Origin of the sequence: Ureibacillus galli, assembly GCF_014836845.1 — a bacterium.
GTDB lineage: Bacteria > Bacillota > Bacilli > Bacillales_A > Planococcaceae > Ureibacillus > Ureibacillus galli.
This window is the reverse complement of sequence record NZ_JACSQA010000005.1, coordinates 48,286-74,024: the sequence shown is the minus strand read 5'-3', so window position 1 is coordinate 74,024 and position 25,739 is coordinate 48,286. Positions and strand designations below refer to the sequence as shown.

Sequence of the window (25,739 nt, the reverse complement as noted above, 5' to 3'; positions counted from 1 at the left end):
CCGTTTCAACAACTTAGAAAAAAATATATCCATACCCATTTGTCCAATGGTTTGAAAGTTACTAACGACAAAAAAGATGGTAGGAATACATCCCACCACCCTTTTTATGTTGTTGACTAGAAACTTATTTAAATATTATAAGACTATTTCTATTTAACTTTGTTTTACTATTTCATTTCAGACAAAATTATACTAAAGAGCCGCCACCGTTTTTAAGGTATTTTTCAATTCCTTCTGCAGCACGGTATGCTAGTGCACCTACAGTTCCAGTTGGGTTCATACCTGAGTTATGCGGGAAGGCACTTGCACCAGGGATAAAGACGTTTTCACAATCCCACATTTGTAGGTAGCTATTTAAAACTGAAGTTTCTGGATCAGCACCCATAATTGCGCCACCTGTGTTATGCGTTGTTTGATATTTTGTAGTATCCCAATCACCTTGGTCACCAGCTGGATCAATAATATCAGCACCCATTTCTTTCATGATTTTAGTCGTAATATCACGAATGAATTTTTGTTGATTACGTTCGTTTTCACGATAGTTAAATGTCATACGTAATAATGGGTCACCAAATTGGTCAGTATATGTAGGATCAAGGTCTAAGTAGTTATTTTTATGAGGCATTACAGATCCTTGGCTACCAATACTTAAAGTACGGTTTGCATATTTTACAGATGCATCTTTGAATTCAGCTCCCCAAGAAGGTGTTCCTTTTGGAGTAGAGTTATTCGCGATTGGACGTTTACCATAATGACCTAATGCAATGTTTCCACCGTGAATGAAATCTAAATCTGTATGATCAAAATTGTCACCATTAAAATCATCAAGAACCGAAGCTAATGCACCAGTACCGGCGTATAAGTTGAATTCTTTATCTTCAAAGTAACCAGTAGTACTTGCTGAAGTAATTTGGTACGCATAGTTTTTACCAACGACACCTTTACCCGTTTTAGGATCGTATGGTTTACCAAGTTTAGAATTCAATAATAAACGTACATTGTTAATTGCATATGCAGAAATCACAACAACATCCGCTTCTTGGATAAACTCTTCACCTGTATTAGTATCCACATACAATACACCAGTAGCTTTACCATTTTCATGTAAAACTCGACGAACATAACTGAAATTACGAACTTCGTGGTTTCCTGTTTCTTTTGCAACTGGTAAAACTGTTACGACTGGTGATGCTTTTGCACCATATTCACAGCCAAAACGCTCACAGAATCCACAATATTGGCAAGCTCCACGTGTAATTCCATCTGGATTTGTGTAATCTTCTGATAATGTTGCAGCAGGAGCTGTATATGGATGATATCCTAATTTAGTTGCTGCTTCTTTAAACATTTTCATTGAAGGAGTATTTAATAATGGAGCTGTTGGATATTCAACTTTTGGTGAACCTGGGAATGGATTCTGTTCTCCTGATAGACCAATTAGTTGATCAAATTTATCGAAATAAGGTTCTAATTCATCATACGTAATACCCCAATCTTGCAATGGCATATCTGCAGGTATTTTATCTTTCCCGTAACGTTCAACCGTTTTTGTATAAATTTCAAAATCGTAAGGCATGAAACGATAAGTTAAACCGTTCCAGTGCTCACCAGAACCACCTAAACCATCACCGATTAAGAATGAACCATGTTGGCGCATTGGTAATGCTGTTTGATCAGGATCATGACGAAGTGTCCAAGTTTCTTTTGATAAATCTTGCATCATTTCTAAACGTGAAGCATAACGAAGTTCATCGTGTACCATTAAGTAATCAGCAGTCGTACGGGCTTTACCGCGCTCTAGACCTACTACTTTATATCCTTTTTTGGCTAGTTCTGCGGCAATAATACCACCAGTCCAACCAACACCTACCGTTACTATATCTACCTTTGGTAATTTTGTTGCCATTTTCATTACTCCATTCTAATTAGTGATTATGTTGAGCATTTAATCCTTGTGGTTCAATTGCTACAAATTCTTCTTTTTCAATTATGTTTTTGAAGCTCATTTGGTGACCTGGGAAGTTTTTCATTTTCCAGCCAGCCATATCCTTATTACCACCGTATAATGGATCTGAATATGCCCCTTCTAAAGTTGCACCACGCAATAATTTAAAGAAAAATGACGGTTTTATAGCAGCTTTCATTGTTACTTCATCTGCTTCAACAGCCTTAAGAATTTCTACTTGTTGTTCAGCAGTGATTGAATAAAACGTGTTATCAAAACGTTTTTTCGCTTCATCGTTTAATAAATTTATACCTAATGTAAAAATTTGTTGACGATTCAAATGAGTTTGATATCCAAATAACGGGGATGCTTCAGGACTAAATGGTCCTTGAGTGTATTCTTTGGAGTTTAAGCCCCATGCTCCTGCTAATTGATGATCGATGAAATAAGCTACTAATAAGGACTTTGCACCAGGGCCAATTTCTGTTTCGGGGAAAATTTGTTCAGTCGCCGCTTCAATCGTTGAGTATTGTTCCGGTGTGAAGAACATTAATGCTTGATTATAATTAGCTGTACTGTGGGAATGTGAAGGATCTGCAGTAGTTGTAATTGTTTCATCTTTTTTCGTTACTAAACTTGTTACAGCTCCACCAAGCACTAAACCACCAATTGTTAAACCAGAATTTTTCAAAAAGTTCCTTCTTGTAGAACGTTTTTCTGTGAAGTTTTCTTTCTCTGACATCATGACTCCTCCTAAAATTAACTAAACATTGCTCCAAAGTTAAAATAAATCGCATAAATAATTGACGTTATAATCATTGCAAGCATAAAGGTTAAATGTTTTAACCCTAACCAACATCCGATAATTATGGCAAGGCCGACCGCTGAACCAATTAATGCAAATGCTGGAACAGTTTGATGAAAGTTTGCGACGGAAAAGGCATAACCTACCGTTAATGTGATTCCTGCTAACATTTGTATAATTGTAAATAGTTCGTCACGGCTATACTCTGACATAGAATCCCCCCTATCTATCACTCTATTAAATTATTTACTTTTCGTTTAAAGAGTGTATAATCAATTAATATTCCTTGTAAAACTATTACAGTCTACAATAGTTCTGTATACAATTCAACAATTTTGTGTACATTTAATCGATTTTGTATACTTTATTTGATGTATACTTTTATTTTTGTAGATAGTATATTGAAAGTTTGCTATAATTAAAAGTTTCGAAAAGGGGATGAAAAATGGAAGAGCAAGAATATACGATAGTTGAACATTTAACAGAACTTCGAAAAAGACTTATTATTTCTTGTTCTGTTTTCATTGTGACATTACTCATTGGATTCATTTTCGCACCTGATATTTTACATTTTATTAAAGCCCAAAAAGTTGCTCAAAATGTTGATTGGAACGTTTTTGGCTATACAGATGGTATTTCGATTTATGTAAAATGTGCATTACTAGTTTCCATTTGTTTAACATTACCCGTTGCAATGCATCAACTTTGGTTGTTTACTAAACCAGGTTTAACAAAAAAAGAAGCATCTGGCGCAGCAAAATTTGTACCTTTAGCATTCCTCCTATTTATTATCGGAGTATCCTTTAGTTACTTTATTTTATTTCCGTTAATGCTAAACTTTTTGGATAATATCAATAATTCCATTGGTGCAACTGAAACTTATGGAATGAAACAGTATTTTACACTAATGTTTAATTTATTAATTCCTGTAGGGATCGTTTTCGAGCTACCAGTCGTAATTTTATTTTTAACTAAGCTCGGTATCGTTACCCCAACTAGATTAAGAAAGATGAGAAAAGTATCATACTTCATTCTTATCGTAATCGGTGTAATGATTTCACCCCCTGACTTTGTATCAGATTTTTTAATCATCATTCCACTATTACTCTTATTTGAAATTAGTATTATTGTTTCGGAAAAAACATATAAAAAACAATTACAAAATAAAGAAGTATCAAACTAAAACACTATATTTAGGAGGATTTACCATATGTTTCAATCAATCGGAGTTCCAGGCTTAATTATTATTCTAGTCATTGCTTTAATTCTTTTCGGACCATCAAAACTTCCGCAACTTGGGCGCGCTGTTGGACAAACTTTAAAAGAATTTAAAGATTCAACAAAAGATGTAGTTGATGAAGTAACTGGTGACGTGAAAGAAGTAAAAGAAGAGTTCAAATTAACTGAAAGCAAAAAAGAAGAAGCTTCACAAAAATAATAGATTGTGTACTTTAAAGTGATGCCATATAGTGAGAGATTGACAATGCCCCTTTTCTATAGGCGGTTCACATTGTAGGAGGAAAATATTCTATGTTCAATTCAATTGGTATCCCAGGCTTAATTATTATTTTAGTCATTATTTTAATACTCTTTGGTCCATCAAAATTACCTAAGTTAGGTCGTTCCATTGGAGAATCGATGAAAAACTTTAAAGATTCCACAAAAGATATTATGGATGATGATGAAATAAACCAAGACGAAAAAGCCACTAAAGAAAATAAATAGTAAAATATGAAGAATCACTGTTCCAAATTCATCTCCCCCGTAAAGTTAGAGAATAATCTATTTTTACGGGGGTTATTTATTGAAAAATGAAAAGACCTAGCCCAGTAGATTACCGAACTCAGGTCCTTGGGATAATTTTATCTAACTTTCTTTAGTTAAATAGATAAATCGAATGTTTATACATAATATCGTTTTTTCCAACTTACAATGGAATATTTCCGTGTTTTTTATATGGTCGAGTTTCTTCCTTCGTTGCCAACATATCAAGTGATTGGATTAATTTTATACGTGTTTCCCTCGGATCAATAACATCATCCACCATTCCACGGGATGCCGCAACATAAGGATTCGCAAATTTCTCTTTATATTCTTCAATTTTTGCTTCACGTGTACTTTCAGGATGTTCAGAGTTAGCTATTTCATTGGCAAAAATAATATTTGCCGCCCCAGCTGCCCCCATTACCGCGATTTCTGCATTTGGCCAAGCATAAACTAAATCTGCGCCTATTGACTTCGAGTTAAGTGCAACGTATGCTCCACCATATGCTTTTCGTAAAATGACTGTTATTTTCGGTACAGTTGCCTCTGAGTATGCATATAAAATTTTCGCACCGTGGCGAATAATACCGCCGTGTTCTTGCTTAACTCCTGGGAAGAATCCGGAAACATCTTCAAAAGTAATAATCGGAATGTTAAAAGCATCACAAGTTCGAATAAATCGAGAAGCTTTATCAGACGAATCGATATCTAGTCCACCTGCTAATGCTTTCGGTTGGTTACAAACTAATCCAACTGACTCCCCTGCTATTCGTGCAAATCCAACCACAATGTTTTTCGCAAATTCAGCCTGAACCTCCATAAAGGAGTATTTATCTACGACCTGTTCGACGACTTTACGCACATCATAAGGTTTTGTCGGTTCAATTGGTACATAATCAATAATATCTGGACGATAATCATCCCCTTCAGGTCGTGGGAATCTAGGCGCTTTCTCTTTATTATTTTGTGGCAGATAACTTAGAAGATTGCGAATTTGTTCGATAGATTCTTCCTCAGATGGAGCACGAAAATGGGCATTCCCACTAATCGTATTATGAACTTTCGAACCACCTAAATCTTCTGAAGAAATTTTCTCTCCTGTAACCGTTTCAATAACTTTTGGTCCCGTTATAAACATTTGGGATGTTTTATCCACCATTAAAATAAAGTCCGTAATTGCTGGAGAGTAGACTGCTCCACCGGCACAAGGTCCCATAATAACAGAAATTTGTGGGATTACACCGGAATAGATAGAGTTACGGTAAAATATACTTCCATACCCATCTAAAGATAAAACACCTTCTTGAATACGAGCACCGCCAGAATCGTTAATGCCGATAAAAGGAGTACCATTTTTAGCTGCCAAGTCCATAACAGCTGCTATTTTTTTGGCATGCATTTCTCCAAGGGCTCCACCAAAAACCGTAAAATCTTGTGCAAATAAATAAACATTGCGCCCATTAATTTTACCAAAACCTGTTACAACCCCATCGCCAGGACCTTTTTGTTCATCCATACCAAAATCCGTTGTTCTATGAGTAATAAATGGATTTATTTCTACAAAGGTATCTTTATCTAATAACATATCAATCCGTTCACGAGCTGTTAGCTTTCCTTTTTCATGTTGCTTTTCTATACGCTTGTCTCCACCGCCAAGCTCGATTTCACGTTTACGATCATACATCTCATTAATTTTGTCGAACATGTCCATATCTCTCATTATCCCCTTTTTTACTTTTATCACAAAGTTCATATAGTACACCATAAGAGTCCTTTGGGTGTAAAAAGGCAACTTCTGCTCCCCCAGCACCTGGATTCGGTTCATCCGAAAGAATACGTACTCCCTTTTCTCGCAATTCTTTCATTCTTTCCCGAATACCCGTTACCCCAAATGCAACATGTTGAATTCCTTCTCCACGTTTTTCGATATGTTTATATATCGCACTTTCTTCACTAGTAGGTTCCAATAGCTCAAATTTCACATTACCTGCATCAATAAACGCTACTCGAACATGTTGTGAAGGAACCTCTTCTATTTTTAGTAATGTTAAGCCTAGAGTTTCAGTATAATATGTAATACGTTCATCCAGGTTTTTAACAGCTATTCCAATATGATCTACGCCCTTCATAACAACACCCCTTCTGTTATAGTACATTTCTATTGTATCAAAAAAGGAAAACAATTCGCTACGTACTTGAGATATTTTTCAAATTTGATAAACTAAATTTAACAATAGAAGGGGAGAAAAAATATGAGTAATAAAAAATTCCAAAAAATAGTCGTATATAGCATGATTGCCATAATGGTTATTTCAACTTTAGCATTTGGTCTATCATTCTTCTAAACGTCTTCTTTCTGCGATTACTTTCCTGTAATCGCTTTTTTTCTGCTTTTATTCTTTATTCCTTTATATGACTGTTTTATCATTAAATATTGATCCATTTCTTCGATAAATTGATAAAGGGAGGCCATCGCTAAAAATTTTTCGTGACTTTCAGGTAATGGCATTTTGGCAAACTCCTCTTTAACCATTTCCAATTTATTTCGAAAGCGCTTAGCAGTATTACCTGGATGTACATTTTCAGCTAGTTCTTCCATAAAATCCGCAACCAACTCCGCTTGCTGTACCATAACAGGTAAAGTTGTAATTTTAGGTAATACTCTTTCAATAATCTCTAATTGCTTTTCACGCATATCGAAATATAAATAATATTCGTTTTGTTTACGTGTTAGATGGTTTTCTACATCTTTAAACGCAAGAGATTTCGCCTTCTCTAAAATATTGGCCGCTTCAATAATTTCCTTTCCATCCCACGTCGTATCTCCGTTTCGTAAATATTTTTCAATTTCCTTAAATATCGAACTATATAAATTTTCTATTTCGTCAAGGTAACGATCTAATTCCTTTTGGAAATCCCCCATATACATATTGACAGCTAGAGCTGTTCCAAACCCAATTGCCATTAAAGCAATTTCATTTAAAAATAAGTCCAAAGTGAAATTTGCTTCTCCATAAATATGCATAATAATAACGGAACTTGATACAAATCCTGCTGCAACATTTAAAGTAACAATGGTAGGGATAAAAATTAGTATCATACATCCTAAAACGATTGGATTATAGCCGAACGTTTCTAAAGCAAGATAGGCAAAAGCCATTCCAATAAAACTTGCGATCAATCTCGTATAAACGGCATGAACAGATTTCTTTTTTGTCGTTTGTATACAAAGAATCGTTAAGATCGCTGCTGATGAAAAGTATTGTAAGTCAAAGTAGTGAGCGATAGCAATTGCAATTGCAGCACCAACTGCTGTTTTAACTGTGCGATAGCCGATTTTAAATTTTTTGATAACGACTTCCTCCTTCAAGCTTTGAAGCGGTTATTATGTAAAAATCGGATAATTGTGACAAATGTAAAGAAAAGAACATGTCCTTAAAAATAATCTAAGGACAAGTTCTTTTAATTTTTCACATTAAACTTCATCACAATATTCTTCAAAGTTTGCTTGTAAATTTGTAATAACGGACATTGGATCATGACCTTCAATTTCATGACGACCAATATCTGCAACAACTTTACCATCTTTTAATAAAACAAAGGCAGGTGAAGAAGGAATGTGGTTATCACCAAAGAAATGACGAGCAGCTGCTGTCGCTTCTTTATCTTGACCAGCAAAAACAGTTACTAAATGGTCTGGACGTTTATCGTAATGAATCGCGTTTGCTGCAGCTGGACGGGCAATCCCACCTGCACAACCACAAACAGAGTTCACCATTACAAGCGTAGTACCTGGACGAGCAAATGCTTCCTCTACTTCTTCTGGTGTACGCAGTTGTTCATAACCTGCTCCCTCTATTTCAGCACGCGCTGTTCTTTTAATTTCTTCCATAAATAAATCGTAATCCATATTCATGATTTATCGCTCCTTTCAACTATATATATTATCACAAAGACATCTATTTGAACGGTTTAAAATACTGATCATTGGTTATTGGAAAATAATTTCGTTACTCCTTGAGTTACGGTTATTTCCCCCTGCAATATTTGCGTCTCGATTGACTTCATTTGGCCCTTTTTATCCGAATTATTAAAAAATGAATCGATTAATGTATCGGTAATCATTGACTGAAACCATTCTTTCGTTTGTTCTAGACGTCTTGTTTCCCAATAGTGAGAGTCTTTAATCGTTTTTTCGAATTGACAAATCATGTCCCAAACATCGGTTAATCCCGTTTTCTTAATCGAGGATACAGCTAACGCTTTACTCATCCACCCTGGTGTGGCAGGCTGTAGGAAGTGAAGAATTTGCAAATATTCGCGAACGGTTTTTTTCGCTTTTGGTAAATTATCTCCATCACTTTTATGAACGATAATACCATCTGCCAACTCCATAATTCCTTTTTTCATACCTTGCAATTCATCGCCTGCACCTGTTAAAACTAATAGAAGGAAAAAATCTACCATCCCTCGAACATACGTCTCACTCTGTCCGACACCAACCGTTTCGATTAATATGACATCGTAACCCGCTGCTTCACAAAGTAACATTGTTTCTCTCGTTTTTTTATGAACACCACCAAGGATCCCTGCACTTGGTGATGGTCGAACGAAAGCGCGTTTATGACGACTCAATTCCTCCATACGGGTTTTATCACCTAAAATACTACCACCGGACAGAGATGAACTCGGATCAATGGCAAGAACTGCAACTTTTTTTCCCATATTACAAAGCATTGTCCCAAACGCTTCTATGAAAGAACTTTTACCAGCACCCGGGACACCAGTAATACCAATTCGAATGCTATTCCCTGTAAAAGGTAATAGTTCCTGTAACAATTTTTGCGCTTGCTCTTTATGTTCACTATGTGAACTTTCAATTAACGTAATCGCTTTTGAAAGAGAAGTGCGTAAACCGCTCCGCACTTCCTCAGCTAGATTTTCAATATCAATGGATTGCTGTTTCTTTTTCCTAAATTTTTTTGGTGATATCGTTCTTCCATCATGGGTCCCTTCTACACCGGCCATTACATGTAATGCACCCTTGTCTGTTTGATCGCCCATTACAAAGACACTTCCTCGTAACCTAATCGTTTATATATTTCTTCAATGATTTTAATCGCAGACACAGGAATAACCGTCCCTGGACCAAATATCGCTACTGCTCCAGCATCGTAAATAAATTGATAGTCTTGAGCTGGAATAACACCGCCGACGATAACGATAATATCTTCTCGACCGAGTTTTTTAAGTTCCGCGATAAGTTCAGGAACTAATGTTTTATGTCCTGCAGCTAGGGAAGAAACACCCACACAGTGAACGTCATTTTCTACTGCCATTTGCGCAGCTTCTTCAGGAGTTAAAAATAGCGGCGAAATATCCACGTCAAATCCTAAATCTGCATAGCCTGTTGCCACAACTTTTGCCCCTCGGTCGTGACCATCTTGCCCCATTTTAGCCACAAGAATACGCGGACGACGACCTTCATTTTCTAAAAATTCCTCCGTCATTTGTTTTACTTCATTGATTAATTCATCATCTGAGAAATTAGAAGAATAGACGCCTGATATCGAACGAATCACTGCTTTATGACGACTTGATACTTTTTCAATCGCATCAGAAATTTCACCGAGGGAAGCACGAGCACGAGCCGCATCAATTGCTACAGCTAATAAATTTTCTTCCCCTGTTTCTGCTGCACGTGTAAGTCTTGCTAAATGCTTTTGAACTTCTTCTTCGTTTCGATTTAACTTTAACTTTTCTAAACGTTCAATTTGTTTTTGTCGAACAATTGTATTATCGATATCTAAAATATCAATTGGTTCTTCAACATCTAGTAAATATTTATTTACTCCAACAATTGTTTCCGTTTTAGAATCAATTTTGGCTTGACGTTTTGCTGCAGATTCTTCCACCTTCATTTTTGGCAACCCTGTTTCTATCGCTTTTGCCATTCCACCTAGTTCTTCAATTTCTTCAATTAACGCCCACGCTTTATGGGTAAGTTCATCCGTTAATTTTTCTACATAGTAAGATCCACCCCAAGGATCAATCACTTTCGTCATTCCAGTTTCTTCTTGTAAGAAGAGCTGAGTATTCCGCGCAATTCGTGCTGAGAAATCCGTCGGTAATGCAATCGCCTCATCAAGGGCATTCGTATGGAGGGACTGTGTATGTCCCATTGCCGCTGCATTTGCTTCCAATAATGTTCTCGTCACATTATTAAATGGATCCTGTTCTGTTAAAGACCATCCTGATGTTTGGGAATGGGTACGTAAAGCTAAAGATTTTGGATTTTTTGGATTAAATGTACTCATCATTTGTGCCCAAATACGGCGTGCAGCACGCATTTTCGCTACTTCCATATAATAATTCATTCCAATAGCCCAAAAGAAAGATAAACGTGGTGCGAACGAATCAATATCAATCCCAGCTTTTAAACCCGTCCGAACATATTCAAGACCATCTGCCAACGTATAAGCTAATTCGATATCATTTGTTGCGCCCGCTTCTTGAATATGATAGCCAGAAATGGAAATCGAGTTGAATTTCGGCATAAATTTACTCGTAAATTCAAAAATATCAGCAATAATCTTCATGGACATTTCTGGTGGATAGATATACGTATTTCGTACCATATATTCTTTTAAAATATCATTTTGAATCGTACCTGCTAACTGTTCAGGTGAAACTCCTTGTTCTTCCGCCGCAACGATATAGAATGCTAAAATCGGTAATACGGCACCATTCATCGTCATGGAAACAGACATTTGATCTAACGGAATACCATCAAACAATATTTTCATATCTTCAATAGAGTCGATAGCTACCCCTGCTTTTCCAACATCCCCCTTTACACGAGGATGATCTGAGTCATAGCCACGGTGAGTTGCTAAATCGAAGGCCACTGATAATCCTTTTTGCCCCATTGCTAAATTTCTTCGGTAAAAGGCATTGGACTCTTCCGCTGTTGAAAAACCAGCGTATTGACGAACAGTCCAAGGTCTTGCTACGTACATTGTAGGATAAGGACCTCGAGTATTTGGTGCAATACCTGAGAAATCATTTAAATGATTCATATGTTGTATATCTTCTTTATTATAAAATTCTTTCACTTCAATTTCTTCATTTGTTATGAATGAATTGGTAGAATCTATTTTTTCTTTTAAAAATACTTCTTTTAAGTTGATGGCTTTAAAATCTGGTTTACTCATCGTTGCACCCCCTGCAAGCTTTCAAGTATGTCTGTCAGCTTTTTCACCATATTTTGCCCCGCAAAAATAAAGCCATTTACCCCTTTTTCTATCCACTCGTTCTGCTCATCAACAAACTTTCCAGCCACGTCTAATAGTAAGTTTTTCGGTTTTGAAGAAAGGAGTGTCGGTACAATCTTTTTTGTCTCATCATCTTTTGCAACAAAAATAACATAATCATACTGACCATTTTGTAACCATGTTTGTGCTGATTCAATCGTCTGGATTTCCCCGGATTGATCGGGAGAGATACCTGCAGTTGCAAAAATACCTGATACATAGTCTGCTCGAGGTTTGAAGTCTTTTAATTTTCCGTAAGTTAAAATGCCAATTTTCGGTTGAACCTTTTGGTAGCTTACGCGTAACTGTTCAAAGGGTATTGCTAACCTTTTTACTTGTTTAAATAACGGGTTCATTTCCGTCGTTATTTCGTCAGTAGGGTTCGCATAAATATTTGTACCGATTAATGACTGTTTTCTTGTTTCAACTGCTTTTAATCGATTTTCATATACTGTTTCTAATTCCATTTTTAATTTCCCAGACTCTATATATGCATCGATACCGCCAGCTTCTTCAATCTCTAAAAACAGTTTCCATGCCTTCTCGACATACTCGGCTGTTAATGATTCAATAAAATAGGAACCACCCGATGGATCTAATACTTTTTCGACAAAGGACTCTTCTTTTAAAACTAATAAAACATTTCGTGCAATACGAATCGATTTATCGGTTGGATTTGTTAAGCAATCATGAGGGTGGACGGTAAATAAATCTGCTCCTCCGATTAATGCTGCAAAAGCTTCATTCCCCGCACGCAATAAATTAACATACACATCCAACGTCGAAAAACTTCTTAAAGAAGTCTCAGCAACGACAGGGATTGCCCTCGCCTCAGTAATACCATAACCAGATGTAAACACTTTCCACAATACTTTAAAAGCACGTAATTTTGCAATCTCACCGAAAAAGGATGTATCGACAGCAAAATTAACAAAAAACTTATTTATAAATCGATTGAAATCTCCTTCTTGCTCTGCGAACTTTGCAGCAAATGCAAGGGATAAAGCTAATTCTTGTATTGCATGTGCCCCTTCGTGATGATATGTAACAATATTAGCCGAAATGGTTCTTACATGTTCAAAGTTATCTAACTGTATCGGTTCATTTGAAATGATAAAACCTTTTATTTCATAATTTTTTATAAATTTAAATACATTTAAAATCGGATCCTTTGCATTTTGAACGAACAACTTGAACGAATTTTCAGTTAAAAATTCGGCTAATGTCATTAAGTTTTCTTCATGCCATTCAAAAGCGATCCGACTATCAATTGTTACTACTTCATTTCCTTTATCAATGCTATCTTGTAGTCGTGCAAAAAATTCTTCAGCTGTACTACCATAAATTTGTTGAGCTACTTTTAAACCAGTTGTGGATTTTAATGAACGAATCGTTGAAATTTGTTTCTCTAATTGTTCATTTAACTGGTCCAATACCATATCTCGCGTATAGAGTGGCTCTAAAGTGACCCCTTCAATTGTTTTTGTGAATAACGATTCAAACGGCTTCCCCTTTAATGCTTTTATTGCTTGTTCTTTCCATTCCCCATAATGAGCTGTTGGAAAACTAATACTTTTCATTTGAATTGTCATATTCTCGCTAAACAGCTTCCCCCCTTAACAATTTCTAATTACTATTTTACATTAGAATAAGTTTCCAATAAAGTATATAAGTAAAATGGGATAGTGGTACTATATGGAAGACTTTAAAATAAAAAAATCCGCTCCACTTCTTCAAAGGTATTATTGCAGAATAAAGATCCATATTTATTCAATATGGCAATTTGCCAAAATGGCATCTTAAATTCCTCACCTTTGAGAAGCGAGCAGATTTTTTGTTTATAGAAAAAGAAATTATTTAAGTTTGTTCCATAAAATATTAATAAATTGACATTGTCTCTTCATTCACATTTTCTAGAATTGATTTCACTCGATTTAAGAATTTACCACAAATAAGACCATCTAAAACGCGGTGGTCAAGGGATAAACATAAATTAACCATATCTCGAGCTGCAAACATATTATCATTCATGATGACCGGTCTTTTTACAATGGATTCTATTTGAAGAATCGCTGCTTGTGGGTAATTAATAATACCCATTGATTGGACAGAACCAAATGAGCCTGTATTATTAACCGTAAAAGTTCCACCTTGCATATGTTCCTGTCGTAATTTTCCAGAACGTACAAGAGTCGATAATTCGTGAATATCCTTTGCAATCCCTTTAACCGATTTATCATCCGCATTTTTAATAACTGGTACAAACAAAGCATCCTCAGTCGCAACCGCTATGGAAATATTTATATCCTTCTTCTGAATAATTTTATCTCCAGCCCATACAGAATTCATCATCGGGAATTCTTTTAAAGCTTTGGCAACTGCCTTTACAAAGAAGGCAAAGTACGTAATGTTAAATCCTTCTTTTGCTTTAAAATCATTTTTTATTTTATTTCGATAGTTAACAAGATTTGTTACATCAACTTCCATCATCATCCATGCATGAGGTACTTCTTGTTTGCTTCTTACCATATTATTCGCAATTGCACGGCGAACAGGTGTAACCGGAATTTCAATATCACCAACTGCACTTGTAATCGTACTTTCCTTCTTCGGAACTTGTGGGATTTCCTGCTGTTTTACCGGTTCTTGTACTACAGTTTCTGTTTGTTGCGGTATGTTACCAGTTTCAATAATTTTTAAAATATCTTTTCTCGTAATACGTCCACCAAGACCTGTACCTTCAACAAGCTGTAAATCAATTTCATGTTCATTAGCGAGCCTTAGAACTGCTGGGGAATAACGACCTTTTTGAGAAGAATCTTTCGAATTCGTTTCTCCTACAACAGTTGTTTTTACTTGTTGTGGTTTTTCAGTGTTATTTTCTGCACCGTTTGATTGATCAGATGCTGAACCAGTTTCTTCAACAACTTCTACTTCAATCGTACATACAAGGGCACCTACTGGTAATGTTTCCCCTTCTTTAGCTATTAGTTCTTTAATTGTCCCTGTAAAAGATGAAGGTATTTCTGCGTTTACTTTATCTGTCACAACTTCTGCTAAAGGATCATACTTATTTACTTGATCCCCTGGTTGGACGAGCCATTTTTCAATCGTTCCTTCCGTAACACTTTCTCCAAGTTGCGGCATTAAAATCTGTTGTATCGACATAACGAACATCCTCCCTTTAGAAAGCTGCTAATTCACGCATTGCTTTTTCAATTTTATCCGGATTAATCATAAAGTATTTTTCCATTGGTGGTGCGTATGGCATCGCAGGTACATCTGGACCAGCAAGTCGCTGAATTGGAGCATCTAAATCGAATAAACAATTTTCCGCGATAATGGCTGCTACTTCACTAATAATGCTACCTTCTTTGTTATCTTCGGTGATTAATAATACTTTTCCGGTTTTACTTGCAGCTTCAATAATCGCTTCTTTATCGAGAGGATAGATTGTTCTTAAATCTAATACATGAGCTTCGATACCATCATCTGCAAGTCGTTCTGCTGCTTGAAGGGCAAAGTTGACAGCTAAACCGTACGTAATAACTGTAATGTCATCCCCTTCTCGCTTAACATCCGCTTTGCCAATTGGAAGTACGTAATCTTCTGTCGGAACTTCCCCTTTTAATAATCGATAAGCTTTTTTATGCTCAAAGAATAAAACTGGATCATTGTCTCGAACTGCTGCTTTTAGCAATCCTTTTGCATCGTATGGTGTAGATGGAATGACAATTTTCAATCCTGGAGTATTAGCAAATAGAGATTCTACGGATTGGGAATGATAAAGGGCACCGTGTATCCCCCCTCCAAAAGGAGCACGAATAACTAATGGACAGTCCCAATCGTTATTCGAACGGTAACGAATTTTGGCTGCTTCCGATACAATTTGATTGACCGCAGGCATGATAAAATCTGCGAATTGCATTTCCGCAATCGGTCGCATTCCAACCATTGCAGCACCAATCGCCACTCCCGCGATCGCACTTTCAGCAAGCGGTGTATCAAGTACTCGATATTCGCCAAATTGATTGTAAAGGTCAGCAGTCGCTTTAAAGACGCCTCCTTTACGACCTACATCTTCACCTAATATGAAGACATTTTCATCTCGTTCTAATTCTTCTTTCATGGCCAAATGAATAGCCTCAATATATGACATTACAGCCATTATTCGCCATCCCCTTCCTCATACACAAATTTCAATGCATGCTCTGGAGTTGCATACGGTGCATTTTCAGCATAGTCAGTTGCTTCATTTACAATCGCCATTACTTTTTTATTCATTTCTTGTAGTCCTTCGTCCGTAATAACAGCCGTTTCTTTTAAATAATTTTCAAATAATAGAATCGGGTCATTCGCTCGACCTTCCGCTAAATCTTCCGCCGTACGATATTGTCGGTCATCATCGTCAGAAGAATGGGCAGTTAAACGATAAGTCACCGTCTCAATTAAAGTTGGTCCTTCGCCTTTTCTCGCTCTATCTGCCGCTTCTTTTACAACACGATAGACTTCTAAAGGATTTTGACCATCTACTGTATATCCTGGCATACCATATCCAATGGCACGGTCAGATACTTGAGCACAGCCTAATTGACGTTCAACTGGTACAGAAATGGCATACTTATTATTTTCAACCATAATAATTACCGGTAATTTATGAACCCCTGCGAAGTTAGCTCCTTCATGGAAATCGCCTTGGTTAGTAGAACCCTCCCCAAGGGTTACAAAGGAAACAAAATCTTCCTGTCTAATTTTACCAGCAAGCGCTACGCCGACTGCATGTGGAACTTGAGTCGCTACAGGAGAAGACCCAGTTAAAATGCGATTTTTCTTTTGTCCGAAATGTCCAGGCATTTGACGACCGCCAGAGTTTGGATCTTCCGCTTTCGCAAAGGCAGATAACATTAAATCTTTTGGTGTCATACCAAAATGAAGGACCACTCCCATATCACGATAATATGGAGCGATATAATCTTTTGTTTGATCAAGCGCAAAAGCTGCACCGACTTGGGCTGCTTCTTGACCTTGACATGAAATAACAAAAGGAATTTTTCCGGAACGATTTAATAGCCACATTCTCTCATCAAGTCTTCTAGCCATTAACATCGTTTCATACATTTTCAACACATCTTCGTCGGAAAGCCCTAATTGTTTATGATTTATTTTCTCTTCGACCATCCAAACATCCCCTTTCGAAATATAAAGTGGAAATGCTCTAAAAAGCGAAACCTACTCATATGATTTGGATTTTTTTCCGCAAAAAACTACTTTAGTATACTTTAAACAATTTTTCAAATCTATTAAACTAATTTCTAAAAATGTATCGCTTTGCCATCTACTGCTAACGCTACTTCCCCTATTACTTCACTTAATGATGGGTGAGGATGAATTGTTTCTCCAATTTCCCACGGAGTAGCATCTAACAACATACTGAGTGCCGCTTCTGAAATAAGGTTTGTAACATGTGGACCGATCATATGAACACCTAACAAATCATTTGTCGCTTTATCGGCTATCATTTTTACAAAGCCTTCCGATTGGCCGTAAACTAACGCTTTACCAATTCCTTTAAACGGAAATTGTCCGACCTTGATATCAAACCCTTTTTCTTTTGCTTGTTGTTCTGTTAACCCAATACTCGCTGCTTCAGGATAACTATAAATACAACGAGCAACATTTGTATAATTGAGCGGATGGGAAGTGCCGTTTACAATATGCTCCACTGCGGCAATCCCTTCATGGGAAGCGACATGGGCTAATTGCATCCCACCGATAACATCCCCAATTGCGTAAATATGTTCTTCTTTCGTTTGGTACACTTCATTGACTTTAATAAAATTCGAGTCATATTCGATATCTGTATTTTCCAAGCCAATGCCATTTACATTTCCAACACGCCCTACAGCTAGTAACATTTTATCAGCAGCAAATGTTTGTTCATTTCCTTTAACTTTAGCTGTTAATGTCACGCCATTTTGTCGTTCAATGGACTCTGCCATGATTTCTGTATTTTTATAAAATTTAATTCCCCTTTTAGTTAACTGTTTTTCCATTTCCTTCGAGATATCGACATCTTCAGTTGGAAGTATTCGATCCCCGTATTCTAAAACAGTTACTTCGACTCCAAAGTCCGCTAACAATGAAGCCCACTCAATTCCAATTACTCCTGCTCCAACAATCATCATTGATTTAGGGAGAGTTTGTAATTCTAACGCATGGTCCGATGATAAAATCACTTGACCGTCAACATTTATCCCATCTAAATTACGCGGTTTTGAACCAGTAGCGATAATGATGTTTTTTGGAAGCAGCATTTCATTTTCTAAATCCGCCATTTCCACCGAAATAGTGCCTGGCATCGGAGAAAAGATAGAAGGACCTAATATTCTCCCTGTTCCATAATAAACATCAATTTTCCCTTTTTTCATTAACCCTTGTATTCCATTATGAAGTTGGTCAATAATCGATTGTTTTCGATTTTGTACTCCATCGAAATTAATTTTCACTTCAGGAATATCAATTCCAAATTGTTCTGCATTAAGCGACTGTCTATATACTTCCGCACTTCGTAGAAAAGCCTTACTTGGGATACACCCCTTATGTAAACAAGTACCACCAAGTTTTTCCTTTTCGACGATAGCCGTCTTTAATCCTAGTTGAGATGCTCGAATAGCAGCAACATATCCGCCAGTACCTCCACCAAGAATTACTAAATCATATTCACGAGCCATGTAGTTCCCTCCTAACAAATGGGGAAGCAAAGAATCTCTTTACTCCCCTTTCAACTTAAGAAGCTTTATCTACCGTTTAATATATTTTTACCATTTTTAAGAAATTGAGAACGAGATTTTGAAATACGTTCAATTCTTTCTTCTGCTAAACGGTTAGCAGCTAAATAAGTTGGAATTTTATCACGTTTTGATATTTCGAATATCTTACTAATACTATCATAAATTGCTTCCACACGCTTCATTGCACGTTCTCTATTGTATCCATATAATTCATCGGCTACATTGATTACACCACCTGCATTGATAACATAATCGGGGGCATAGACAATTCCCATTTTATGAATAAGATCACCGTGTGCAGAATCTTTTAATTGGTTGTTGGCTGAACCAGCAATCACTTTTGCCTTTAACTGTGGAATTGTTTCATCATTTATAATAGCACCTAGGGCACATGGAGCAAATATATCGACATCTTGACTATAAATATCCCCTGGATCTACTGCTACCGCATTAAAATCATTCACTACTCTTTCAACGGCATTTTTATTAATATCTGTTACAACTAGCTTTGCACCTTCGTTGTACAAGTACTCACATAATGTATAAGCTACGTTACCAAGGCCTTGAACAGCAATTGTTCGATCTTGAAGACTATCCGTACCAAAAGCTTCTTTTGCAGCTGCCTTCATTCCTAAGTAAACTCCATAAGCTGTTACCGGAGAAGGATTTCCTGAAGAACCAAACGATGGGGATATACCCGTTACATAATCTGTTTCTTCGTGAATTAAATCCATATCAGTTACCGTAGTTCCAACATCTTCAGCCGTAATATATCGACCATTTAGACCTTGAATAAAACGACCTAAAGCACGGAACATTTCTTCATTTTTATCTTTAAATGGATCACCGATAATTACAGTTTTTCCCCCACCAAGATTTAGTCCAGCAGCGGCATTTTTATAAGTCATTCCACGTGCAAGTCGAAGAGCATCTTCAATCGCTTGTTCTTCAGATGCATATGACCACATTCTCGCACCACCTAAAGCTGGTCCAAGAGTTGTATCATGGATAGCAATAATTGCTTTTAACCCCGATGTTTTGTCTTGGCAAAAAACTACCTGTTCATAATCGTATTTTTCTAAGTATTTAAAGATCTCCACAATAACCCCTCCAAAAAGTAAGCGTTTTCTTTCTTGAATAGACAATGAATCAGCTAAAAAAATCATTATATTCATCATGATTCTTTTACCTAATTTAAACATACTTTTAATTATGGGAAATCGCAACAATAAATGTTAAAATCGGTTTAATTAAGAATTTTCTAATTATTTGAATTATTATTCTATTTCATATAATTCCTTTGCTTTCTTGACTTTCAATGGGACCATTGTAAAATGAAAGTAAGTGTGAGGTGTAAACGAATGGCAAGATTACTAGCGTTTATCGTATTATTAATACCTGCCTTAATGGCTGGAGCAGGAATCAAATTTTTAAGAGATACGTTATTTGGTAAATTAATTTCACCATTTCCGTGGTTTTGGTTACAGTTCGTTGTAGGAATCATATTCTTAGTCATTGGTCTTGGTTTCTTTGCTGGTTATTTATTAAATAAAGACCGGAAGAATGGAAGAATTGCACCCAAATATCAAAAGGGACCAAAATAATAAACAGACGTTCAAATTTAGGACAAGCGATTCCTTAAATTGAACGTCTGTTTTCTTTTTTTCTTTTTTCTGCTTTTGCTACCTTGTCTGGATAATCCGTTATCCAACCAATTACAGAAGGATGTGGGTTAGATAAAAATGACTCATTACCATTTACAGAGTAAAATCGAATTGACTTTTTAGCCCTTTCGACTGCATCTAAAATACTCGGTTTATAATATTTTTTATTGGCATGGATGACATCGATGTGGGAAAGTGATTGTAATTGATTCCAATCAAATTTTCTCGTCACAATATACGCCGTTTGAAAATCAGGTCTTTGCATTTTGACGATGCGTAGTAATTCATCATGAAAGGAGGAAAAATGACTTCCCTCAGGCAAAATAACACGTTGTAATGCTGTAATAAGTGGCCTGGTATTTTCCAAAAAAGATTCCTTTAACTCCACATTTAAAGGAATCTGATATCCATTTGCCCATTCTACAACTTGTTGAAAGGTTGGAATACGTTCTTTCGAGTATTTTCTGAAAAAATGTTTCCCAATCGGATAATTTAAAAGTTCTTTATAAGTGCATTCATTGATTTTTTTCCGCTTACCCGTGAGGCGAAATAAATCCATATCATGATAAACGATTAATTCATGATCCTTCGTCAATTGAATATCAATTTCAATCCCATCAGCACCAAGTTTTCTTGCCTTTTCAAAAGCTTTCAAGGTATTTTCCAAAGCATAGCCAGAAGCTCCACGATGAGCAAATATCGGAATACAATTTGTCATTAAACATTCAGCTCTCCAGACTCTAAACGGAATTTTCCTTGTGTTGTATGATTTAACAAGGAAGACTTTTTACCGATTTGAATAATTGTTCCAGGATAAGCAAATTTCGTTACAACAATTTCTTCTTTTCCCGTTTCCTTTGCTTCGTTCATCAATAGCTTTATTTCTAAATCAATTTCTTTTGAAATCGCTTTCTTTCTTTCTAATTCCATCTTTAAATCTTCTAAACTTTGTAGTTGCTGAGCATTCAATTTATCTTTATTTGCATTTATTCTGTCAATTTTAGATGTAAAGTCTATAATTTCTTCTTGTGTCTTTTTTAACAAGGATGCTTTCTCTTGTATTTGTTCATAAATAGTTTGTCGATTTAAATTTTTAATTATTAATGCGGTACGCCGTTCCAATCGATTTCCGGAAATTGCTGTGACAATTTTCTGCTTCGCAACCGCTTCCCCACCAATAATCTTCCCTTTATTCTCATCTAATAAAATCGAATTGGCCGATAATGTCGAGCCGATTGAATAGTAACCGATGACAATTTCTTTTTTAGCAAGTAATTTAGCGTTATTTACATGCTTAACAAAGATGTTACCCCCTGCTTCGATAATGGTTTCATCAAGTCCAAAAATGCCGCCTTTTATGAAAATATCTCCACTTTCAGATTTAATTAATTTGGCACCAGTAATCCCTTCTCGTCCTTCTATTGAAATATCTCCAGTTGCTATAACTGAATAACCTGTTCCGACAGTACCTTTTATTGTAACCGAACCATCAAAGGTTATATTACCTGTTTCAATTCCAACATCGCCATCTATTGGTAGATGATTATTTACAGCTATTACACCTTGGTGAATTTCTAGTACTCCAGTTTTATTCGCATATAGGATAATTTTATCTTCTTTTTCTACTTCATAAATTGATTTTGGATCATATTTTAATGGAGCATCATGGCCAGGAGGTGCAGGAATCGGATCACCAAAAATCGTCATGCCATCAACCCCAAGCTGAGCCCGAGTTTTCTCTCCTACCCAATCTCCCTCTTGGATTTCTAATACAAAATTCATCTCAAAATAATCTGCTTTTCCATCTTCACGTATGATTGGCTTTCTTTCAGGGATTTCGATATACGTAATTTTAGCATCTTCCCCCTTTATCGGTGGGGTACCTTCTGCTATAACGTATGATTTACCTGGTTTTAATTGTTCGATTTGTAACTCTTTAATGCCGTGACAAATATGATGTTCCGTTAACAAAGTATCGATATCAGATGTAATTTTTTCTATATTATTTTTTAATTCATCGATTGGTTCATTGATAAAGACAGAAGCAGACATCTGGTCTTTTGCAATTTCCAATTCAATATTCGGTAACCATTTTCCAATTTCAACAGGTTCTTCACTTTTTGTTACTAAAGCATTTTTCAATCCAGCAAAATTGGTTAAACGAATGCGAGGATATTGTCGTAAAATCATATCGATTTCTTTTAACGGAAACCCCGCTTTATTCGTTTGTAATAGAACAGTACCGTTTTGCTCCAGTAACTCAATAAAATCATTCGTATAAATTATCACCTGAAAATCACCCCTTTTTCCAGTATAAACAAAAAACCTAGTTTTGTTTAGAGGGTTATAGGATAATTTTCACATTTTATCCAGCTGTTCAAAAAGTACTAATTTTTTTTACTTTTTTCTTTCTTTTCGATTTCATTTTCTTCTTCGCCAACTTTAGACAATTTCGAAACGGGTTCTGATATAAAGCTCGGAATTTTAACGCCTAATGCTCCAATATTTTCAATCGTTGATAATCCTTCACGGCCAACATAATACATAATTGCGAGTGTTCTTATTAATGGTTGATCATTGCCGACAAGCGTATCTAACATGACAGCAATTGCTATGACGATGAGGATAACTGCTTTACGAATACCTCCCCAAAACATGATATCACTATTTAATTTTTTCTTTTTAATTGCAACTAATACACCCGTAATATAATCAATCACCATAAAGGCAACTAAAAATTTCAACGCTTGATCCCAACCTCCTAGCCAATAGGTAACGAATGTACCGAATAAAGAAACAACAGAATTAAATGAAATTTCCTTCATGTTCATCCTCCTTGTAGTCAAAAAAATTGTAAGATGTTAGTTTGATTTAAAGTTTAGAAGAGGGGTATGCTTATTCCTCTCAGGATAAAAAAAGACGCAATTCCATGCGCCCCTAGAATGTCATCCTATATGGAAAAGTGTTATGACACTTTAAAACAGCACTTATTCCGCTTCTATTTCAACTGGCTTTTCTATCATTAAGAAAATCTATTATGAACATTTCGATTATCTCGTACGTTATTGATGAACTAATAGAAGTCGAATCTATCACATTTGTCTACCCACCAACTTGTTTCTCCAGCGAAAAGAAAGATTTACTATTGTTTGTACATATCCTATTCTTCTTCCTTACAGTAAACTAAGTTGGTAGCCTAAAATTGGCATAATAAAAAACACTTCCAAACAAGGATTTCCCTTGAAATTAGAAGTGTTTTTCATGCTAGACTTAACTAGCAATCTCGTATGTTTACCTTAACTTGCCACTAATTCAATACGAATTTTATCGGCAATCATGGCAATGAATTCTGAGTTAGTTGGTTTTGATTTTAAATGGTGGACAGTGTAACCAAACATCTGGGAAATCGATTCATAATTCCCACGGTTCCACGCCACTTCAATGGCATGACGAATCGCTCTTTCTACACGAGAAGGAGTTGTACCGAATTTTTTCGCAATTTCTGGATATAAAATTTTAGTCACTGAACCTAACAATTCAATGTCATAATAGACCATTTGGATTGCTTCTCTTAAATAAGAATAGCCTTTAATATGAGCAGGAACACCAATTTCCTTAATAATTGCTGTAATCGTTGTGTCAAGTTGCCGTTGATTTACTTTCGCTTGTCCATCTGGTTGAAGAATGCTTTGTCTTTTTACACTCTCTGTTTTTTGTCCAGCACAGTGTAATATTTTTTGTACAAGCTGATCAAATTCAAATGGTTTTAACATGAAGTAGGAAGCACCATATGTAACTGCTTGCTTCATAACATCTTCTTGTCCAAAGGCTGTTAACATGATTACTTGAGTTTTCGCAAGACGATCGTCACTATACATTACCTCAAGTACGCCAAGTCCATCTAAATGTGGCATGATTATATCAAGCAGTAATACATCTGGTTGAAATTCTTCTAACATTTTAATACAAAGTTTACCGTTTGCTGCAGTCGCTACTACTTCAATATCAGGATGATTTTCAAAAAATTGTTCCATCGTTCTGACTAAATCTCGGTTATCGTCGGCAATTGCCATTTTTACTTTCGCCAAAAAAATTCCTCCTTAGATTCATTAATACAAGTATTCTACTTAATTAGTATTCCGTCTCATTTTATGCCACAGTTTTACTATACTTGACAATTGTATTTTCGACATTAGTTAGAAAATTCCTTTAATTTATAAAAAAATGAATAACTAGTCCGAAGGTTTCATGTTTTATCGACAAATTTTTTGAATCGACTGTAATTAATCTATCGTAAAAAACATTTCACGTCATCATTTTGTTACAAATCACAAAAAAAGACTACACTTCCCATGAAAAGTGTAGTCTTTTTGCTTATTTCGGTTTTTTCTTTAACATTTCTGTTACGGTAATGGCTGCTCCTTTAGAAGGTTGTTCGACAAACATATGTGTCACCGCCCCAACAAATTGTCCTTTTTGTATAATTGGGCTGCCACTCATCCCCTGCAGGATACCGCCTGTTTTTTCCAATAATTCTTTATCCGTTACGACAAATTGTAAAAAATTATCTTCAATTTTGACTATGTCTATTTCAAAGGCTTCCACTTTAGAACCTTCAATTGCCGTATAAAGTTCTGCCTTACCGAGCTCAATATCTTCTTCGTTCATGATATCAATTGGTTTACGCAAACTTTCTTTCAAGTCGCTTTCCCAGCTACCGAAAATGCCATATATATCGTTTGATTTAACATTCCCTAAGCGAATATTATTGTTTTCAATTACCGAAATTTTATAACCAGGGTTCCCCGGAGTACTTTTCTTAATTTGTTCTATGGAGGCTAAAAAAATCGAACCATCCTGAAAATCTGGTGGTTCATTTAAAACACCATCGATAATTTGGTGACCCAAAGCACCGTATTGTTTCGACTCTGGATCTATAAAGGTTAATGTACCTATGCCATCTGTTTCATCTTTCAAAAACGGTATAATATTATTTGCCTGTTCACTTGTTAATGAAAGTTCTCGTTTCTCCTGTGCTTTTTGTTTTACAGAGAATGTAAGTTCATTTGTGGAAATTTGATCTTTAATTTTTTCGACAGATGTTACAGATGAACCGTTTACTTCTGTAATGACGTCACCCTTCTTTAACCAATGCCCATTTGGTAATAAAACATCGTGGGCGACGTATACAAATGGCAATTGTAACTGTATCCCAATTGATTCACCCATTGGAATTAATTTCTTCGCAAAGGCTTCTGCGTTTGGCGAAAAAATAAATACCATGAATACGATCAAAGACAACAGATTACGCAAATGGCATTTCATAGTCCACCTCCTTTAAGATTTGTACATTTACTATGTGTCACTTGTACATCATTAATGAGAGGTAAATATTTGTCGTCTAAACAAATAAAAAATGTGGATAAAGGAGTAGCTATTTTTAGCTACTCCTTATTT

Annotated in this window: 25 protein-coding genes; 5 read left to right on the top strand and 20 right to left on the bottom strand. The window is 35.9% G+C overall.

Features of this window, described 5'->3' with window-relative positions:
- Positions 1–187: 187 nt before the first annotated feature.
- Genes H9636_RS05645 through H9636_RS05635 form a run of 3 tightly spaced genes read right to left on the bottom strand, consistent with a single transcriptional unit; the run spans position 188 to position 2,962 of the window.
- On the bottom strand, positions 188–1,906 hold the full coding sequence (locus H9636_RS05645) for a GMC family oxidoreductase (protein WP_191706652.1): 1,719 nt from the start codon (positions 1,904–1,906) through the stop codon (positions 188–190).
- A 19-nt stretch (positions 1,907–1,925) separates the two neighbouring features.
- Positions 1,926–2,687, bottom strand: a complete 762-nt coding sequence (locus H9636_RS05640; protein WP_191706651.1) for a gluconate 2-dehydrogenase subunit 3 family protein — start codon at positions 2,685–2,687, stop codon at positions 1,926–1,928.
- A gap of 17 nt (positions 2,688–2,704) precedes the next feature.
- Positions 2,705–2,962: a hypothetical protein gene (locus tag H9636_RS05635; RefSeq protein ID WP_191706650.1), complete on the bottom strand. Its 258-nt coding sequence runs from the start codon at positions 2,960–2,962 to the stop codon at positions 2,705–2,707.
- Positions 2,963–3,195: 233 nt separating this feature from the next.
- Between H9636_RS05635 and tatC the strand changes: the two genes are divergently transcribed.
- From tatC to tatA (H9636_RS05620), 3 genes are all read left to right on the top strand, one after another.
- The gene (tatC, locus tag H9636_RS05630) at positions 3,196–3,933 is read left to right on the top strand and encodes a twin-arginine translocase subunit TatC (protein ID WP_191706649.1); all 738 of its coding nucleotides are present in this window, start codon (positions 3,196–3,198) and stop codon (positions 3,931–3,933) included.
- A 27-nt stretch (positions 3,934–3,960) separates the two neighbouring features.
- Positions 3,961–4,188 (top strand): twin-arginine translocase TatA/TatE family subunit, encoded by a 228-nt coding sequence (gene tatA, locus H9636_RS05625; protein WP_191706648.1) that lies wholly within the window; start codon positions 3,961–3,963, stop codon positions 4,186–4,188.
- Between the two features lie 92 nt (positions 4,189–4,280).
- A complete protein-coding gene (gene tatA / locus H9636_RS05620) occupies positions 4,281–4,475 on the top strand; it encodes a twin-arginine translocase TatA/TatE family subunit (protein WP_191706647.1) in 195 nt (64 codons plus the stop codon).
- A gap of 202 nt (positions 4,476–4,677) precedes the next feature.
- Here the strand turns inward: tatA (H9636_RS05620) and H9636_RS05615 are convergent, their stop codons facing one another.
- Positions 4,678–6,225, bottom strand: coding sequence for an acyl-CoA carboxylase subunit beta (locus H9636_RS05615; RefSeq protein ID WP_191706646.1), 1,548 nt, complete (start codon positions 6,223–6,225; stop codon positions 4,678–4,680).
- On the bottom strand, positions 6,203–6,643 hold the full coding sequence (gene mce, locus H9636_RS05610) for a methylmalonyl-CoA epimerase (protein WP_191706645.1): 441 nt from the start codon (positions 6,641–6,643) through the stop codon (positions 6,203–6,205). The genes H9636_RS05615 and mce overlap by 23 nt, the downstream gene beginning before the upstream one ends.
- Before the next feature lie 123 nt (positions 6,644–6,766).
- Between mce and prli42 the strand changes: the two genes are divergently transcribed.
- Positions 6,767–6,859 carry a stressosome-associated protein Prli42 gene (gene prli42 / locus H9636_RS05605; RefSeq protein ID WP_156967325.1) on the top strand — a complete coding sequence of 31 codons (93 nt, stop codon included), beginning with the start codon at positions 6,767–6,769 and terminating at the stop codon, positions 6,857–6,859.
- 17 nt (positions 6,860–6,876) lie between these two features.
- Here the strand turns inward: prli42 and H9636_RS05600 are convergent, their stop codons facing one another.
- The 10 genes from H9636_RS05600 to bcd form a co-directional block, all read right to left on the bottom strand.
- Positions 6,877–7,884 (bottom strand): aromatic acid exporter family protein, encoded by a 1,008-nt coding sequence (locus H9636_RS05600; RefSeq protein WP_225230093.1) that lies wholly within the window; start codon positions 7,882–7,884, stop codon positions 6,877–6,879.
- Between the two features lie 105 nt (positions 7,885–7,989).
- The gene (locus tag H9636_RS05595) at positions 7,990–8,430 is read right to left on the bottom strand and encodes a BrxA/BrxB family bacilliredoxin (protein ID WP_191706644.1); all 441 of its coding nucleotides are present in this window, start codon (positions 8,428–8,430) and stop codon (positions 7,990–7,992) included.
- Positions 8,431–8,498: 68 nt separating this feature from the next.
- Positions 8,499–9,578, bottom strand: a complete 1,080-nt coding sequence (gene meaB, locus H9636_RS05590; protein WP_191706643.1) for a methylmalonyl Co-A mutase-associated GTPase MeaB — start codon at positions 9,576–9,578, stop codon at positions 8,499–8,501.
- Positions 9,578–11,728 (bottom strand): methylmalonyl-CoA mutase, encoded by a 2,151-nt coding sequence (gene scpA, locus H9636_RS05585; protein ID WP_191706642.1) that lies wholly within the window; start codon positions 11,726–11,728, stop codon positions 9,578–9,580. Before scpA ends, meaB begins: the two co-directional genes overlap by 1 nt.
- Positions 11,725–13,419: a methylmalonyl-CoA mutase family protein gene (locus tag H9636_RS05580; protein ID WP_191706641.1), complete on the bottom strand. Its 1,695-nt coding sequence runs from the start codon at positions 13,417–13,419 to the stop codon at positions 11,725–11,727. Before H9636_RS05580 ends, scpA begins: the two co-directional genes overlap by 4 nt.
- A gap of 286 nt (positions 13,420–13,705) precedes the next feature.
- Positions 13,706–14,995 (bottom strand): dihydrolipoamide acetyltransferase family protein, encoded by a 1,290-nt coding sequence (locus H9636_RS05575; RefSeq protein WP_191706640.1) that lies wholly within the window; start codon positions 14,993–14,995, stop codon positions 13,706–13,708.
- A 16-nt stretch (positions 14,996–15,011) separates the two neighbouring features.
- Positions 15,012–15,995, bottom strand: a complete 984-nt coding sequence (locus H9636_RS05570) for an alpha-ketoacid dehydrogenase subunit beta (RefSeq protein ID WP_191706639.1) — start codon at positions 15,993–15,995, stop codon at positions 15,012–15,014.
- Positions 15,995–17,005, bottom strand: a complete 1,011-nt coding sequence (locus tag H9636_RS05565; protein WP_191706638.1) for a thiamine pyrophosphate-dependent dehydrogenase E1 component subunit alpha — start codon at positions 17,003–17,005, stop codon at positions 15,995–15,997. The genes H9636_RS05570 and H9636_RS05565 overlap by 1 nt, the downstream gene beginning before the upstream one ends.
- Before the next feature lie 134 nt (positions 17,006–17,139).
- On the bottom strand, positions 17,140–18,558 hold the full coding sequence (gene lpdA, locus H9636_RS05560) for a dihydrolipoyl dehydrogenase (RefSeq protein ID WP_191706637.1): 1,419 nt from the start codon (positions 18,556–18,558) through the stop codon (positions 17,140–17,142).
- Between the two features lie 65 nt (positions 18,559–18,623).
- Positions 18,624–19,718 (bottom strand): branched-chain amino acid dehydrogenase, encoded by a 1,095-nt coding sequence (bcd, locus tag H9636_RS05555; protein WP_191706636.1) that lies wholly within the window; start codon positions 19,716–19,718, stop codon positions 18,624–18,626.
- Positions 19,719–19,979: 261 nt separating this feature from the next.
- On the opposite strand from bcd, the gene H9636_RS05550 reads away from it, so the two are divergent.
- Positions 19,980–20,222 (top strand): DUF2627 domain-containing protein, encoded by a 243-nt coding sequence (locus tag H9636_RS05550; RefSeq protein WP_191706635.1) that lies wholly within the window; start codon positions 19,980–19,982, stop codon positions 20,220–20,222.
- Between the two features lie 34 nt (positions 20,223–20,256).
- On the opposite strand, the gene H9636_RS05545 is transcribed toward H9636_RS05550, so the two are convergent.
- The 5 genes from H9636_RS05545 to H9636_RS05525 form a co-directional block, all read right to left on the bottom strand.
- Positions 20,257–21,000 carry a glycerophosphodiester phosphodiesterase gene (locus tag H9636_RS05545; RefSeq protein ID WP_191706634.1) on the bottom strand — a complete coding sequence of 248 codons (744 nt, stop codon included), beginning with the start codon at positions 20,998–21,000 and terminating at the stop codon, positions 20,257–20,259.
- On the bottom strand, positions 21,000–22,571 hold the full coding sequence (locus tag H9636_RS05540; RefSeq protein WP_191706633.1) for a DUF342 domain-containing protein: 1,572 nt from the start codon (positions 22,569–22,571) through the stop codon (positions 21,000–21,002). Before H9636_RS05540 ends, H9636_RS05545 begins: the two co-directional genes overlap by 1 nt.
- A gap of 98 nt (positions 22,572–22,669) precedes the next feature.
- Entirely contained in the window at positions 22,670–23,107 is a 438-nt protein-coding gene (locus tag H9636_RS05535) for a phage holin family protein (RefSeq protein ID WP_225230092.1), read from the bottom strand.
- A gap of 471 nt (positions 23,108–23,578) precedes the next feature.
- Positions 23,579–24,370, bottom strand: a complete 792-nt coding sequence (spo0A, locus tag H9636_RS05530; RefSeq protein WP_191706631.1) for a sporulation transcription factor Spo0A — start codon at positions 24,368–24,370, stop codon at positions 23,579–23,581.
- Positions 24,371–24,656: 286 nt separating this feature from the next.
- The gene (locus tag H9636_RS05525; RefSeq protein ID WP_191706630.1) at positions 24,657–25,607 is read right to left on the bottom strand and encodes a SpoIVB peptidase S55 domain-containing protein; all 951 of its coding nucleotides are present in this window, start codon (positions 25,605–25,607) and stop codon (positions 24,657–24,659) included.
- Between the last annotated feature and the right edge of the window lie 132 nt (positions 25,608–25,739).